We start from the raw sequence: 15043 nt of genomic DNA on the forward strand, positions 1-15043 counted from the left end.
GCTGCAAGACGAGCTGGACCGCCGCCGCACCCGCCTGATGGAGCGTCGCTACAAGCGATCGGGTCTGGACGAGAAAGTCGGCCTGGCCGACTTCGACTGGCGTTTCAACCCGAAGCTGCCGCGCGCGGCCTGCTTTGAGCTTCACACCCTCAAGTTCATTGCCGAGGGCGCCAACGCGCTGATCGTGGGCAAACCCGGCACCGGCAAGAGCCACATCGCCAAGGCGGTTGCCTACCAGGCCACGCTGGCCGGCCACGATGTACGTTACCTGGAGGCCGACAGCGAGTTCGCTCGCTACGCGCTGGCCAGTGCCACTGAGCGTATCGGCCTGCTCAAGGAGTGGGTGGAGCCGGACCTGCTCATCCTGGACGATCTGTTCCTGGCCAGGCGTATCAGCGAGCACGCCGCCGAGGTCCTGCAGGCCATCGTGCATCAGCGCTACAAGCTGCGGCGTGCCATCGTGGTGACTTCCAATCGCGTGGTGCAGGACTGGGGGCGTTACCTGGGAGATGCCACCATGGCCACCACCATCCTCGACCGCCTCATGCACCGCTGCACGATGCTGGAGTTCGAGGGCAAAAGCTACCGTCTCAAGGAGGCCGCCAACCGCATCGCCATCAGCCCTGAACCGTCATAATCCGGCCGTCCTGCCTGGAGCAGTTTGACCGGCCATAAGTGGAGCAGTTTGGGGTGGCCATCGGGGTTCGGGCTTTTGCCGCCAGCGCATCCTGAACTGGTGCGAGCGCGCAGGCGTGCACTACATCGTGGGTCTTGCGCGCAATGCGCGGCTGCAGGCGCAGGTCGAGTTCGCTGAACTCTGGATGAAGGACGAGTACGAGCGCACGGGGCTCAAGCAGCGCGTGGTGGACGAATTCAACTATGCCGCGCAGAGCTGGGCGCACGAGCGGCGCGTGATCACGCGGCTCGAATGGGGCGAGCAGGGCTGCAACCCGCGCTTCATCGTGACCAACCTCAGCGGTGAGGCGCAAGCGCTGTACGACGACGTGTACTGCCAGCGCGGCGAGGCGGAGAACCGAATCAAGGAGGCGCAGGTCGGCCTGTTCGCCACGCGCACGAGCTGCCATGTGCTGCGCTCCAATCGGTTGCGCATGTTGCTGGCCGCGCTGGGCTACGTGCTCATTGAGCGGCTGCGCGCGCTGGCCTTGCAAGGCACGGCGTTGGCCACAGCACAGGTGGACACCCTGCGCATCAAACTGCTCAAAGTGGCGGCCGTGGTGACGCGCAACACGCGGCGTATTCGCCTGTACCTGGCCTCCAACTGGCCCAGTGCGCAGATCTTCGCGCATGCCATGAGCCAGTTGCGCTCACCCTGAACGACTCAGCAGCGCCTGGCCGGCGCGATGACACAAAAACGGCCCGCAACCCAAGCCGGGGTTGGGGTTGGTGCGGGCAAGTGGCGCCCGCCGGCCAACGCAAGCCTGCGCAGCAACGACTTTCTGTGCATCAGCACGCGAAAATCCAGCCCGCATCGCTCAACCAGCCCCCTGGCGCGCCGGGGCGTGAAATATCCGGGCTAAAGGGGCGTAGCGATCGAGAAACGGCTACCGAACGGCTACCAGAGAATCAATCAGCCCAGGAAATGAAAACGGGTTAACCCTTTTTGAGAGCTAACCCGTTGATTTTATTGGCGCGGCTGGCAGGATTCGAACCCACGACCCCTTGGTTCGTAGCCAAGTACTCTATCCAACTGAGCTACAGCCGCTTGCTGAAGCTGAGAGTATACAATGATTTTCAGCCCTCTTTGAAGCCATAGAAAAATTTCTTGACCTACGAAGTGGTTCGCAGAACAGCGGGCAGCTCAGGTTGGTTTGCCGAGCGGGAATCGGCCTCCCGCGCTTACGGGCGAGAGTGCGGCGCTTTGCGGGTTCCCGAGGAGATCCGAGCCAGTCGATCGCGCAACCAGCCAAACCCAACGCGCTCCTGCTCCAGTCGCAGCCGGGGCTGGTAGCGATCGAATCGTAGGTCGTCATAGACCGCCGCCTCCTCGGGCGTGAGACGCACAAGGTCGTGGTGCGCAGGCTCGGGCTCCGCGCCCCAATGCAGGCGGTGCGCGAGGAGCGTCTCGCGGTCCATCAGGAAGGATGCCGCGCGGGGGAAATGGCCGCGTAGCTGGTCGAGAATGGCGAAGCCGTGGGTGTCGATGTCGCCCCAGTAGTGCAACCGGCAACGATGCAACCACTCGGCGCGCGCCAGCGCCTCCCAACCGTAGCCCGCACCGAAGACGACGATGGATCCGGCCACGGCCGGGAGGGCGAGGAAGTTGGTCTCGTTCTCGGTGATGAAAACGGACTCGACGGGTAGCTTCAGTGCCCCGAAGCTCGTGGCGTCCAGGGTGATGTCGGGCAGGCCCTCACAGCCGGGCAGGCTGGGCAGCGCCGGATCGAGCAGGCGAAACCGGATCCGCACGGGCTTGTCCAGAAAACCGAACCGGCGCGGGAACTGCGCAACACCCGTCGCGCTGGTCTCGATGGATTCGGGGGGAAGGGACAAGTCCAGCAGCTCGGTGAGCACGCCGCGGTGGGTCTCGATGAACTTGCTGTCGACGCCGGGCACATCCACCTGGCGCAGATACACGCCCGGGCGCGGATGGGCCTGCAGCCAAGCCACGACGGCCAGCAAACGTTCCCAACGCTCGGCCAGGTCCAGGGCCTGGATCGGCCGCCGGGACAGCCACGCCAGCAGCGTTGGCTGCATGACGGCCGTCTGCTGCCACAACGCCGCGAAGCGTTGCGCCTGAGCAACCTTGCCGATGAAGGCCAAGGCCGCCTGCAGCGTGTCGAGCCAGACCGCGGCAGGAAGACGCTGCACGCCTTGCACGCGGTGGTTCCACTCCCGCCACTCGATCCGAACCTGCGGGGTCTGACCAAGCGCACGCACCCAGTCACGCACCGACTCGAAGCGATCGGACAAGTCGGCAGCCGAGGGCGTCTTCAAACTCAGGCGCAAGGGCCACGCCATGGCGTCGGTGACCGTCGCGCGCAGTAATTCGCCGCGGTCCCACAAGCGTTGCACCTGGGCGCGGAGATCTGCCGGCGTGGTCCAGCTCATGGTGCCGCGTCGCCTTCCGCCGCGTTTGCGGCAGCCATTCCAGCCGCTGTGCCCAATGCCGTCCCTGCTGCCGTGCTACCGGCCTTCTGCGCCCGGTATTCCTCGATCGACAGACAACGCAGGCGCGAGTCGCGCCCGCCTTCGTTGTGCACGAAACCGACGCTGGCCACGAAGGGCTCGATGATGTGGATTTTCTGCAGCGGCGTGACGATGAGCAGTTGCAGGTTGAGCTGCTGGAACAGGCGCAGCCCGTACTGCGCCGACTCGTCCGAGCCGCGCCCGAACGCTTCGTCGATCACGACGAAGCGGAAGCTGCGCGAACGCACCGCGCCCCACTCCAGCCCGAATTGGTAAGCCAGGCTCGCGGCCAGCACGGTGTAGGCGAGCTTCTCCTTCTGCCCGCCCGATTTGCCGCCCGAGTCCGAGTAGTGCTCGTGTTCGGCGCCGTCGGCGCGCCAGCGCTCGCTGGCCGAGAATAAAAACCAGTTGCGCACGTCGGTGACCTTGGCGGTCCAGCGCCGGTCGGCGTCCGCCAGTCCTTCGCGGCCCCGGAAGCGGTCGATGATCGCCTTGACCTGCAGGAACTTGGCTTCCGAATACTGCTCGTCGGCCGAGCCCGTTAGCGCGCCCTCGGTGCAGGCGCGCAAGTCCTGCTGGAAGTCGCGGATCTCGGCATCCGGGCTGGGCTGCGCCACCAGTTTGATGTAGCGGCCGGGGTTGTAATCGATCGCGTGCAGCGACTGGTTGATGAAGTCGACGCGCTCCTTGATCGTCTCCCGCTCGCGGGCGAGCTGGGCGTTGAAGTGGGCGATCTCGTTGATGGTGTTGACGTTGAGCAGTTCCTTGAAGCGCGCCTCGAAACGCGGCAGGTCGTCGCCCTTCAAGCCGGCGAGCAGGCGCTCGTACTCCGGCAATGCCGCGAGCGCAACGTCCACCTCGATGGTCTCGGCCTTGAATTCTTCCTTGAAGCCGCGCATGGCATTGACGATGCGCTCGGTGAGCCGCGCCAGGCGCCTGTCCTCCGCGTCGATGCGTTGCTGTAGCCACTGGCGCAGCTCCTGCTCGCGGTTGTCGCAGGATTCGACGGTGAGTTGATGCTCGCCCAGCGCCTGTGCACGCCAGGCATCCAGACGCGCGATCTGCGCGTCGCGCAGCGGCGCAGCGGTCCACACCGCGCGGGCCTCTTCGAGTAGCGTTTGCGCGGCTTCTCGCTTGGTCGCCACCGCCGAGCGCTTGTCGCGCACCGCGTCGCGCTGGCGCTCCATTTCCGCGAGCCGCGCCTGCGCCGCCTCGAGCTGGCGACCCAGCTCTTGCAGCGTGTCGGAGGCAGCCTCCAGCCTCGCCCGTTCCTCGGTGAGCGCGGCGATTCTCCGCGCCAGGCTCATCCAGTCGATGTCGGCAAAGCACGTGAACTCTTCCAGCTTGCTGAGCGCATCCAGCCGGCCCCGCAGTTCATTGCGCGCCTGCTGGATCTCGCCGATGCGCTGCCCGAGCTGGGCCAGCTTTGCCTCCAGCCGCTCCCGCTGATCGCGCAGCGCCCGCAGCTTGTCGGTATTGCTCCAGCCGAGCACGTAGCGGCTGCGATCGTCGATGCGGCTGCGGTCGTCCTTCTCGTGGCGTCCGCTCGGGTCCTTGATCTGCCCTGCGCGGGTGATGGCGCGTGCCTCGCGGCGAAACTGCTCGCCGGTGTCGCAGCAGGCGAAGTCGAAGCGCTGGCGAAGTTCCTGCTCCAGCCACTCGACGTGCGGCGAATCCGGCTTGATGACGAGCTTCCTCACCAGTGACTGCGGATGCAGCGCCGCGCGCTGCGTTGCCTTGCGTGGCCGCACATGGAAGTACACCAGCCGCCCGCCCAAGTGTTGGCGGTCCACCCAGTCCGCCACGGCCTTGTAGTGCGCGTCCGGCACCAAAAGCGAAAGGCCGAAACCGCGCAGCAGCCGCTCGGCGGCGCCTTCCCAGTCGCGCTCGTCCTCGCGCACCTGGATGAGCTCGCCCGCGAACGGCAACGCCTCCTCGTCGATCGCCAGCGCCGCGCACAGCGCTTCACGGATGCGGATCTGGGCGGCGTCGATGTTGCTCTTGCGCCGCGCAAGACTCTCGATCTCGTCGGACAGGGCGGCGTGCTCTTCGCGGCCCTTGCGGAAGGCAAAGTCCTCCTCGCGCTCGCGGTCGTCGAGGTCGGCGATGCGCTCGCGCAAGCCTTCGGCACGCTGGGCGATGCTTTGCTGCTGGGCGAGAAAGCCGGCTTCATCGGCCGGCGCCGCCTCGTCGATGCGGGCCAGCAGCGCCTGGAAGCGATCCGACTTCTGCTGACGTTGCGCCTTCTCCTGCTCCAGACGACGAATCTCCGCCGCCAGCTCCTCCAGGCGATCGCCGCCGTTGTCGCGCAGGGCCCGCTCCAGGCGGCCGACTTCGAGGCGCTCGGTCTCACGCTGCGCCTCCAAGCGCTCGATCTGCGCGTCGAGCCGGGCGGCCTCTTCCGCCAGCAGGCCGAGGCGGCGGTTGAGCAGTTCGCCCTTGAGCCGCGCGAAGTAGGGCCGAAGCTGGTCGCGCGCCTCCCGCCAGTCTTGGATTTCGGCCACCAACGCCTGGTGGCGCTTGCCGTCCTCGACCAGCGGCGTGAGCAGATCGACCTGCCGCTTGGCCTTGAGCACCGCCTGGTGCGCACGGTCCAGGTCGTCGAAGTGGCGAATCAGTGCTTCGATGCGTTGCCCCGAATCGAACGGTTCCAGCATGTGGCTGCGCACGAAGTCGGTGAGGTTGCCCACCGACTTCATCGAGACGGTCTGATGGAACAGTTCCAGCGCCTGCTCGTGCTCGATGCCGAAGCGCCGGCGAAACCAGGCGCCGTAGGGCGGGAAGCTCTCGAACAGCTCGCAGCCTTGCGCCCGCAGCTTCTTGCGTAGCGCAGTGATGTCGGCTCCGAAGCCGCTGAAGTCGTCGGCGATGGCGAGTTCCCGCTCGGCGGCCACGAACAGGCGCGCGGGCTGGCCTTGCGGGTCTTTCAGCCAGAAGACCTGCGCCAGCGTCACCGCCTGGTCGTAGCCCTCGTTGCGAAAGACGCCGAGGATGACCGAGTAGCTCGACGCATCGCGCAGCGCCACCGGCTTGCTGCTGCCCGTGACCTCGTTGCGTTCGCTCTTGTAGTGGCCCAGCACGTAGGAGCGCAAGGAGCGCTCGCGGGCATCCGCGCCGGCCGCCTTGTTGTAGGCCACGCGATGCGCCGGCACCAGCAAGGTGGTGATGGCATCGACCAGCGTGGACTTGCCCGAACCGATGTCGCCCGTGAGCAGACCGTTGCGCCCGTCGAGCGGGTAGCGCGAGATCCGCTTGTCGAAGGTGCCCCAGTTCAGCACCTCCAGCCGGTGCAGCCGAAAGCCTACCCGGCTGTCGTCGGCCACGAAGTCCAAGCTCAACGTCGCCGAATCCAGCGGTGATTCAGGCATCGCCTCCCTCCTTGCCCGCGTTGCCCGACAGCGCCGTGCGGTAGACTTCCAGCCGCGCATCGAACTCGGCCAGCCACTGTGCGTCCACGAAGGCTTTCAGGATGCGCCGCACCTCGTAGTGGCCTCGATCCTTGGCGCTGCCGGCAGCGGGTTTGAGCCGGCGCAGAAAGCCCAGATCAACCACCTTGGTGATCGTCGCGTCCACCTGGTCGATCAGTCGCGCCTCGTTCGTGCCATCGGGCAGGAACACGCGCATCAGCTCGGCAATCTCGTCGCGGGAGAGCACCAGCCGCCGTCCGTCCCCATCTTGGCCACCGCCGGCGTCGAACTCGGCCAGGCGCTTCCTGAGCAGCGCCAGCATCAGGCTCACCGGGTAGGACAGCGGTCGGCGCGCGACGAGCCGCGGCAGGCGGGGCGCGCCTTCGGACTCGTCCGGGTCGGGGCGGCTCTTGAGGAAGGCGTGGCCCTCGGCCTCGTCGAGCACCAGGTCGAGCAGCAGCACGGCGGCCTGCTCCCTGACGCGCGCCTGCAGGCGCAAGAGGCTCTCCCACACCCGTTCGTCATCCTCGCGATAGAGCACGCCCTTGAGCAGCTGCACCATCAGCTGCGACAGCTCGGGCACGGCCGGCAGCGCGCTGGGCGGGGTGTCCACCGGATCGTTCTCGTACAGCGCCTCGTTCATGTTCCTCTCTTTTCTGGCCCCGAGCTTTTCTGGCCCCGAGCCTTCAGCGGGTGAAGATCACGCGGGGCAAGCGCGCCTCGCGCGTCACAACATCGCCCGCTGCGTTGCGGGCATTCCAGCAGACGGGTTCTTCCACGGCGTCATCGACGAGGGCGCGAAAGTCTTCGAGCGTGTTGCTGCTTTCTCCTGCATGCGCCAGCTCCAGATAGGCCACCAGCTCGGCCAGACCCTGGTGCAAAGGCTCATCCTTCAGCAGTTCGCGCAGCGTGATCTGCGGCTTGTGGCGCAGCGCGCGTTGCACGGCCGAGCGCAGGCGCGCCTTGTCCACCACGATCTGGTCGAACAAGCGCGCGGTGTCGATGTCGTCATCGCCGGCCACGAGGACCAGATCGGCCAAGTGTGGCTTCACGCTCGGCGTGAACAAGGGGCGTTCCAGCGGCAGGTCGATGTCCGCGCCCATCGCGTCGATGTGCATCACCGTGCCGCTGGGCAGCGCCTCGCGCACTGCCAGCGCCTTGCTCTCGATGCCGTGCAGCAGGTCCAGGATGCGGCGGTTTTCCAGAAAGGCCCGGTCGTCCAGAAAGCGGCGCAACTGCTGCGACAGCTGGGCCACCGTGCGCTGCGTGTGTTCGCCGGCTTCCAGCCAATCGTGATGCACGCGGCGGGTGCGTGGATCGGGCGAAAGCTGAGCCACGGCGGGCAGGGCCAGCACCTGGTCCAGCCGCTCGGAGAGTTCCTCCTGCCGCCGGCTGGACATCAAGAAGTCCCAGAAGGCGCGAAAGCTGCGGCCCTGGTCGGAGTCGCCGATGGCGTCGCGCTCGCCCATGATCTCGTCGAGCAACGCGCCCTTGCTGCCTTCCCACAGCGCGATCTTCTCGCGCACCTTGCGGTCGAGCCGACGGAAGTTGTGCTCCACCTCGCGGAAGTCGGCCAAGAGCTCGCGCGCCAGTTGCTGGAACTGCAAAAAGCGATCCTTGACCGCCGTGTCGTCCAAGAGCGGCACCTCGCCGGCCAGCACGCGGGCGATCTCGGCGTCGAGCGCGTCGCGCTTCTTGCGCAAATCCTCCACGCGCTTGACCGGGTCGGACTCGGTGCCGGCGCTGATCTGCTCCAAGAGCGCAAACAGCGTCAGCAGGCGCGACTCGGTGCCGACGAAGGGCCGCTCGGTGAGCGAGGCCAGCCAGGCGATGGCCTTCTCGGTGGCCGGCGTCAGGTCGAACTGCGCCTCGTCCGTGCCCGGCTTGTAGAACTTGCGCAGCCAGCCCTTGTCCGGCGCGGCCCAGTCGTTCAAGTAGTCCTGCGCGCCCTTGGGGTACGCCTCCGGCCCCAGCTGCTCGCGCAGGGCGAACAGCTCGTCCTCCAAGGCCTCGGCCAAATCGGCTTCGCTCATCACGCGTACATTGGGCACCACGAACACCCGGTGCAGGAAGCTCGCCACCAGCGGCGCGTGAGTGGATGCCAGCAGCCGCCAGGCGGGGTGGCGGTCGCGTAAGGCGCTGAGGGTGGCGTGGTCCACAGCGTGGGCTCAGTCCTGTGGCACGGGCGAACAGGGCAGCTTCTCCTCGATCCAATCCCATCGCTTGTCCTTGACCATCACGAACCGGCAACGGCCTTCCGACAGGTTGGCCCACAGGCCACCGATCAAACGATCATCCTCAGCACCGTTCCAGCGATCCGACCCTTTGTACTCGACAGCCAGGATTGGACCGGGCTGGTCTGCGCTGCCCGGCAGCTGACACAGAAAGTCAGGGTAAAAGCGCCCGTCGGCTTTCTGCAGGAAGAACGAACTGCCTTCGCGCCGAACGAGGTTGCGCACCCAGAACTGGATGCGCCCCTGCTGCGCCCAGATATCCAGTTTGCAGGCGCATTCGAACTCCTCTTTGCTGTCGAAGTCGCCGATGCGCCCGTAGAAGTGCTTGCGGAAGTCGAAGTGCCCGAAACGGCCGTCGTAGTCCCGGCTGGGTGCATAGGCCTGTGCGTGAAACTCGAAAGCGTACTGATCGGTGACCGCGACGCGCGATGCCGCGTCGTCGCCAAACAGGGCCTGCTGGTACGCCTTGCGGGCGGCCTGCTTGCGCAGATCCCGGATGCGCGCTTCGAGAAGATGGCGGATCAGAAACTTCTGCAGATTGGCGCGAGCCAGCGTGAAGCCATCCCGACGGAGCAGTTCAGCCAGCCACTTGGCCACGAAGGCCTGCTTGCTGGCGTGGGTGAGTGAAGGCTCGGGCAGGTTGCGGCAGAGCCAGGTGGCAAGGCGCACCTCGTCCCAGTTCTCGGGCTGATAGACCAGCCCCAGGTCGCGCTGCAGATCGGGCAGGAAACGTGAAACGACCTTGCCGCTCTCATCGTCGACATCGATCTCACCGCCTTCGGACACCTTCAGGCCGGCACCCAGTGCGGTCAGGTCATCACCGGTCGGTGCGGCGTCGTAGGTGGACAGATCCCATGGGTATTCCAGCACCTCCGGGTCATCGAACAAGTGCAGTTCGCCCTGCACCTTCAAGGCGAGTTGCGGAATACGAAAGCGCTCGCCCAGTTCCGCCGGCGTCTGGAAGAACTCGATCGCCGTGGTGCGGCTGACTTCAGCCGCTTCCACGATCGCCGCCTGGGCAGTTTCGGAGCTGACCGAAGCCTTGAGGACTTCCGCCTCGTCCTCGGTCAGCGGCGTGCTGATGGTCAGCGTACCCCGCTTGCCGTCCCAGCTCACCTTGTCGCGCACCGGCTTCGGCACGCGCTTGAGGTCGGGCTTCTCGGTCAAGGTGATCGCCACCGGCCGGACCACGACGCGCCCGGCATGACCTTCCAGGTCCAGCCGCGCCTGCTCGGCCTTGGCGGCGGTGACGAACTCCATCACCTCGCGCCGCTCGAATCCGGCACCCGCCACCAGACGATCCCGCAGCGCAGCCGCCGTCTCGGCAAAATGGCGCGACACCACAAAGGCATAGGATTGGTTCAATGCCTTCGCCTGCCGATGGCGGGCATGGGGCTGGCGCAACACGCGCCCGAGCAACTGTTCCACCGCCGTGGCCGACGAGAGTGAGGCCATGCTCACCAGAATGTAGGCGAACGGGCAGTCCCAGCCCTCGGCCAATGCCTTCTGGGTGATGACGAACTTCACCGGGCAGGCCGGGTCGGACAGCCCTAGCTTGTACTCGGTATTGATGCTCTCCAGCCCTTTATGCTCGCCGGTGGCCACCACGATTTCGCTGGCCGGAATACCGTGGTGGGTGATCAGGGCGTTCTTCACCTTTTCGACATCCAGCGTCTCCACGCCTGTGCGCCGTGGCTCAGCCTGAATCAGAACCAACGGGCGCAAGTACGGAGCCCCGGCACGGCGCTCTTCATCCGCGAGCTTTTGCAGGGCATCGCGGCGGTAAATCGCATCGGCCAGACACTGCTGCCAGTTGGGTTCGGTTTCCAGCACCACCGGCAGCTTAATCATTTCTTCCGCCTTCAATTCGGCGGCGGACACGCTGTGCAGCACGTTGCTGGGCGTGCGTTCCAGATCGGGCGTGGCCGTCAACTCCATCACGCCGCTGGGGCGCAAGCGCGCCAGCATGTCGAAGGCGAGTTCAGTGCGGCTGTTGTGCGCCTCGTCCACCACCACGAATGGCCGGCGCAGGCGCAGCACGTTGGCCAGCGAATAGGGCGTGGTGCGTTCACTGCCCTCGACATCGGAGAGCAGCGCCTCGCGCTGCGCTGGCGATAGGTTGTCGAAGTGGTGCATCAACGCGCCGCTGCTCTGATACACCTTGCGGCACTCTTCTTCCTCCACCTGGAACGCCTGGCGGGTGGCGACGATGATCGTGGTCGAGGTGTCCAGCGTGGCACGCGTGACGCTCTTGGCTTCTTCCAGATCGAGCACCGTGATCGGGCCCGCCTCCCGCAGCGCGGCGTGATACGGGTGGCTGCGATCCTTCAATGCCTGGATCGTCTGCTCGCGGATCGGCTTGCTCGGCACCAGCCACAAAATCACGCTGTGCTCGCAGCGCAAGAGGTGGGTATTGACGAGCTGGACGCTCTTCGCCGCCAGCCAGGTCTTGCCGCCACCCGTGGGCACGCGCAGACAAAAATACGGCATGTCGGGCGGAAAGCCCGCCAGCGGGTTGTACGGCAAACCGCGCCCCCACAGGCGTTCGGTCGTGGCGGTAAAAGCAATCGACGGCGAGGGCAGTTCGTGGCAGGCCTTGAAATAGGCCTCCACGCTGTCGAGCACCTGTTGCTGATAGTTCTTGGGAGCAAAGGCGATCATTCCTCGCCCCCATAGCGGGCCGCGGGTTCCTGTGTCTGCCGCCCCGTTTGAGCCGACTCGGGGCGGATACGCTCGATCACCCCGGCGCGGCTGATGATCAATTCGGTACCGGTCATGGCCGCCACCTCACGCGCGCGCTGCGCAGCACGCAGCAAAGCCTGCCAGGAACCGCGCAAATCGGCCGTGGTAGCCTGATCGATGGGCTTCTGATTCATCGTTCACTCCAGTCCACCAGTTCCGGCGTTTCGCCAGCGTTGTTGTACAAGGCCCAGGCATCCACGACCGGGGCGTAATGGGCATGAAAGTTGTGCAGCCCGGCAGCGAACCGGCGCCGAATCACCGCTTCAGGAATATCGTGCCCACCCTGCTTGACCCGCTGTGCCACTCGTGCCACCGCCTCGTCGGCGTGGTTGAGCCGGAGAAAGATCAACTCCACGCGATAGCCCGCCTGCTGCCACCGCACGATGTGGCGCAGATACGCCCGTCCCGACAAGGTGGTTTCAAAGGCAAAGCTTTGCCCGGCCGCAAAATGACGCTCCAACTCACTCAACATCAGGCGGCCCGCTTGCACCGCTGCCGCTGCTGGAGCAAAGGGCGACAAACCGGCGGCAATCAGGTCGGCATTGACGAACACCGGACACGCGGCCTCATTGGGCAAGAACTCACGGGCGAAGGTGGTTTTGCCTGCCCCATTGGGCCCCGCGATGATGATGACCTTTCGCTCAGGGCTGGGCATCACACCTCCAAGGCGTAGGGCGTTTGCTTGAAAGTGATGCCCTCGCGCGCGGCGCGGCTGCCCATGCGATTGGCGGCGGCGTAGATGACTTTCGGGCCGGCGAACTTTGGCAGGGCATCGAACACCGGGCCGGTGAGCACGTTGCCACCGCCCACGGACTTGTCCTTGAGGATGCCGTTGTAGAGCAGATAGATAGCGCGCCCTTCGTGGATGCCCAATAGCGGTGAATCGGCGGTGCCGGTGAAGCCGGTGCCGGTTTCGGCAAACCAGACGAACTCGGCCAGTTGAGCAAAGGTCACGTCGCGGCGGATTTGGCCGTCGGCGTCGAACGGCGGCTGGGCCGAGAGACGACAGAACTGGAAGCCGCCGCCCAAGCCCGCCACCCCCTGCCCCTTGGCGTTGGTGTAGCCCTCGGCTACACGCTTGACGCGCTCGCAGGTGACGTTCTGAGCGATGTTTTCGTCCATCTCGACCAGGATGAAACGGCGCTGGCCACCGTCCTCGGCGTTTTGCTTCAAAACCGCATGGCCGGTGGTGCCGGAACCGGCAAAGCTGTCGAGGATGAGGGAATCCTTGTCGGTGGCGATTTGCAGGATGCGCTGAATTAGGCGGGCGGGTTTGGGGGTAATGAACACGTCGTCGCTGGAAGCGAAATCGACCATTTCGAGCAATTCTTTCTTGGCTTCCTGGGTGTGGCCGACTTCGTTGTAGAACCACAGCGTCTGCGGGACGCGGCCATCTTTGACTTCGTGCAGAAACCGCTTGATCTGCGGGATGGCATTGCCGTCCTTGCCCCACCAGATGCGGTTATCACGGTCGAGCTCGATAAAGCGTTCTTTTGAAATAGTCCAGTACCGGCCTTTTGGTGGTGCATCTATGACACGGCCGGACGGCGAAGTAACGGAATAAGTTCCTTCCGAGTAGTAGTTGCGCGCCGAAAGATCGCTGGTTTTCCACACGCCGCGGGGGTCGTTGTCCGGATTTTTATAGGCCGCATTCTGTTCTTCGGTGCGCGGCAAAAGATTGGGCGCCCAAGCGTCCGCGTTGGCGGCGTAGATGAGCACGTAATCGTGATCTTCGGAAAGGTGTCGTGCCGAGTTTTTGGGCGAATACACCTTCTGCCAAAGAACCGTCGCCACAAAATTCCCCGCCCCAAAAATCTCATCCATCAGCAACCGCAACGTCGCCACCTCGTTGTCGTCGATGGACACGAAAATCGCCCCGTCCTCGCGCAAAAACTGCTTCAAGAGCACCAGCCGCGGATACATCATGCACAGCCAGCGGTCGTGCCGGTCCAGCGTCTCGCCTTCCTTGCCCACCACCTCGCCCAGCCACTTGCGAATCTCCGGGCTGTTGACGTTGTCGTTGTACACCCAGCCCTCGTTGCCGGTGTTGTAGGGCGGGTCGATGTAGATGCACTTCACCTGCCCGGCATAGCGCGGCAGCAGGGCCTTGAGCGCGTGCAGGTTGTCGCCCTGCACGATGAGGTTACCGCTTCCGCTGTCGCCGCACGACAGGTCGGGCACCGGCTNCTTCACCTGCCCGGCATAGCGCGGCAGCAGGGCCTTGAGCGCGTGCAGGTTGTCGCCCTGCACGATGAGGTTACCGCTTCCGCTGTCGCCGCACGACAGGTCGGGCACCGGCTCCAGCAGGCGGAACGGCACTGCTTTGTGATGCTTGACGACGGCTTCCTTGCCGATCCAGTTCAGTGTGGGCATGGCGCCTCGTGATCTTCAGTACTTGCGGGCGTTGCTGCCGCCCGCGCGTTGTCCTTCATCCGCGCCGCCGGCGCGTACCCAGTCGTCCACTTCGGACAACTTGAACGTCCACAGGCGCCCGACGCGATGCGCCGGCAAGCCGCGGTGCTCGCGCCAGCGATACACGGTGTCCTTGGCCACGCCCAGGTGTTGGGCAACCTGCTCGACCGAAACCCACGGTTCTGTGGTCATGGTGTCCGCGCTTGCCAACTGAACGTACCTCAAGGGGATGAAACCGGATGACAGTCTATCAGTGGAACAATGCTTGCCCAGGCTTGCTGTGTCATCGGATGACCTTCCTCGCATCCTTGCGTAGCGGCAGCAATTGCTGCTCACGCAGTGGCGAGGCGATGAATCCAAACCGGGTGTAGAACCTCGCCGCTTCTTCATCGAGGGGGTGACTCAGCATCGCTCGGATGCCCGCTCGCTCGGCAATCAGCATCGTGCGCCGTATGGCATCCTGCTGCGACACAGCCAGCCTTGCCAGGATCACTACCGGCACCGGGTATTGACCCATCCCACTGCGGATGCGATCTGGCGCTTTCAGGGTGTCGACCTGGCCGACGGTCAAACTGAAATAGCCCGCCACACGACCACCTTCCTCGGCAACGACAAAAGTCTTGGCCAATCCACTGCCTTGGGCTTGCCGAGCGTGGCGCAGCAGCCAGTCGTTGAGGGCTGGCTTGCCGCAATCAAAACCTTCCAGCCGATGCTGCGCAGCCAGTGGCTTCGGTGCGTGCAACGTCACTTCGTGTCCCAAGGCGCCTTGCGGGCCAACAAATCACGCAAACCGTCGTTGGCCTGTTCGGGGCGATCCAGCAGATCCATCAGCGCCTGGTACTGACTGCCCGTGACCATGAACAGGCGCTGATCCAGCAGGGTTTGCTCGGCAGCCAGGCAGGCGCTGTCAAGGATGAAGTCAGTCAGCGACTTGTGGGCGACCTCAACAGCGCGACGCAACACCGCCTCCTGCTCGGGGGTGGCGCGCAGCCCGAGGCGGGCAGTCCGTGCGGAAGGCGACGATGCAACGGCAGTCATGGCAGCACCTGTTTTGTTAGATCAATTGCCTCAATGTTGGTACTATTGAACCGGCGGTATTTA

General features: G+C 65.1%; 12 protein-coding genes, 1 tRNA gene and 1 pseudogene. 2 read left to right on the forward strand and 12 right to left on the reverse strand.

Annotated elements, in window-relative coordinates; translation table 11 throughout:
- Together HZS63_RS13350 and HZS63_RS13355 are read left to right on the forward strand one after the other, a co-directional pair.
- Positions 1 to 637, forward strand: a 637-nt coding sequence (locus HZS63_RS13350) for an ATP-binding protein (RefSeq protein WP_180684490.1), incomplete at its 5' end; no start/stop codon positions are given.
- A gap of 67 nt (positions 638 to 704) precedes the next feature.
- Positions 705 to 1334 (forward strand): annotated as a pseudogene (locus HZS63_RS13355) (IS1380 family transposase); the annotation flags it as partial.
- A 312-nt stretch (positions 1335 to 1646) separates the two neighbouring features.
- Here the strand turns inward: HZS63_RS13355 and HZS63_RS13360 are convergent.
- The 12 genes from HZS63_RS13360 to HZS63_RS13420 form a co-directional block, all read right to left on the reverse strand.
- Positions 1647 to 1723: transfer RNA gene (locus HZS63_RS13360), tRNA-Arg, on the reverse strand.
- 134 nt (positions 1724 to 1857) lie between these two features.
- Entirely contained in the window at positions 1858 to 3069 is a 1212-nt protein-coding gene (locus HZS63_RS13365) for a DUF3322 domain-containing protein (protein WP_180684491.1), read from the reverse strand.
- On the reverse strand, positions 3066 to 6515 hold the full coding sequence (locus HZS63_RS13370; protein ID WP_180684492.1) for an ATP-binding protein: 3450 nt from the start codon (positions 6513 to 6515) through the stop codon (positions 3066 to 3068). Before HZS63_RS13370 ends, HZS63_RS13365 begins: the two co-directional genes overlap by 4 nt.
- Positions 6508 to 7197 (reverse strand): DUF4194 domain-containing protein, encoded by a 690-nt coding sequence (locus HZS63_RS13375; protein WP_180684493.1) that lies wholly within the window; start codon positions 7195 to 7197, stop codon positions 6508 to 6510. The genes HZS63_RS13370 and HZS63_RS13375 overlap by 8 nt, the downstream gene beginning before the upstream one ends.
- 43 nt (positions 7198 to 7240) lie before the next feature.
- Entirely contained in the window at positions 7241 to 8713 is a 1473-nt protein-coding gene (locus HZS63_RS13380) for a DUF3375 family protein (RefSeq protein ID WP_180684494.1), read from the reverse strand.
- A gap of 9 nt (positions 8714 to 8722) precedes the next feature.
- A complete protein-coding gene (locus tag HZS63_RS13385; RefSeq protein ID WP_180684495.1) occupies positions 8723 to 11449 on the reverse strand; it encodes a DEAD/DEAH box helicase in 2727 nt (908 codons plus the stop codon).
- Complete coding sequence (locus HZS63_RS13390) at positions 11446 to 11664, reverse strand: hypothetical protein (protein ID WP_180684496.1); 219 nt, start codon at positions 11662 to 11664, stop codon at positions 11446 to 11448. The genes HZS63_RS13385 and HZS63_RS13390 overlap by 4 nt, the downstream gene beginning before the upstream one ends.
- Positions 11661 to 12185 (reverse strand): ATPase, encoded by a 525-nt coding sequence (locus HZS63_RS13395; RefSeq protein WP_180684497.1) that lies wholly within the window; start codon positions 12183 to 12185, stop codon positions 11661 to 11663. Before HZS63_RS13395 ends, HZS63_RS13390 begins: the two co-directional genes overlap by 4 nt.
- On the reverse strand, positions 12185 to 13903 hold the full coding sequence (locus HZS63_RS13400) for a site-specific DNA-methyltransferase (protein WP_219339199.1): 1719 nt from the start codon (positions 13901 to 13903) through the stop codon (positions 12185 to 12187). Before HZS63_RS13400 ends, HZS63_RS13395 begins: the two co-directional genes overlap by 1 nt.
- Positions 13904 to 13918: 15 nt before the next feature.
- Positions 13919 to 14134, reverse strand: coding sequence for a helix-turn-helix domain-containing protein (locus HZS63_RS13410; RefSeq protein WP_180684498.1), 216 nt, complete (start codon positions 14132 to 14134; stop codon positions 13919 to 13921).
- A 91-nt stretch (positions 14135 to 14225) separates the two neighbouring features.
- On the reverse strand, positions 14226 to 14690 hold the full coding sequence (locus HZS63_RS13415) for a GNAT family N-acetyltransferase (protein WP_180684499.1): 465 nt from the start codon (positions 14688 to 14690) through the stop codon (positions 14226 to 14228).
- A complete protein-coding gene (locus HZS63_RS13420; protein WP_180684500.1) occupies positions 14687 to 14980 on the reverse strand; it encodes a type II toxin-antitoxin system TacA family antitoxin in 294 nt (97 codons plus the stop codon). Before HZS63_RS13420 ends, HZS63_RS13415 begins: the two co-directional genes overlap by 4 nt.
- Between the last annotated feature and the right edge of the window lie 63 nt (positions 14981 to 15043).

It is taken from the genome of Tepidicella baoligensis (assembly GCF_013432195.1).
GTDB lineage: Bacteria > Pseudomonadota > Gammaproteobacteria > Burkholderiales > Burkholderiaceae_C > Tepidicella > Tepidicella baoligensis.

Excerpts from the sequence above, each read along its gene's own strand:
- HZS63_RS13365 (WP_180684491.1), bottom strand. The coding sequence starts at position 3,069 with ATGAGCTGGACCACGCCGGCAGATCTCCGCGCCCAGGTGCAACGCTTG.
- HZS63_RS13370 (WP_180684492.1), bottom strand. The coding sequence starts at position 6,515 with ATGCCTGAATCACCGCTGGATTCGGCGACGTTGAGCTTGGACTTCGTG.
- HZS63_RS13375 (WP_180684493.1), bottom strand. The coding sequence starts at position 7,197 with ATGAACGAGGCGCTGTACGAGAACGATCCGGTGGACACCCCGCCCAGC.
- HZS63_RS13385 (WP_180684495.1), bottom strand. The coding sequence starts at position 11,449 with ATGATCGCCTTTGCTCCCAAGAACTATCAGCAACAGGTGCTCGACAGC.
- HZS63_RS13390 (WP_180684496.1), bottom strand. The coding sequence starts at position 11,664 with ATGAATCAGAAGCCCATCGATCAGGCTACCACGGCCGATTTGCGCGGT.
- HZS63_RS13395 (WP_180684497.1), bottom strand. The coding sequence starts at position 12,185 with ATGCCCAGCCCTGAGCGAAAGGTCATCATCATCGCGGGGCCCAATGGG.
- HZS63_RS13410 (WP_180684498.1), bottom strand. The coding sequence starts at position 14,134 with ATGACCACAGAACCGTGGGTTTCGGTCGAGCAGGTTGCCCAACACCTG.
- HZS63_RS13420 (WP_180684500.1), bottom strand. The coding sequence starts at position 14,980 with ATGACTGCCGTTGCATCGTCGCCTTCCGCACGGACTGCCCGCCTCGGG.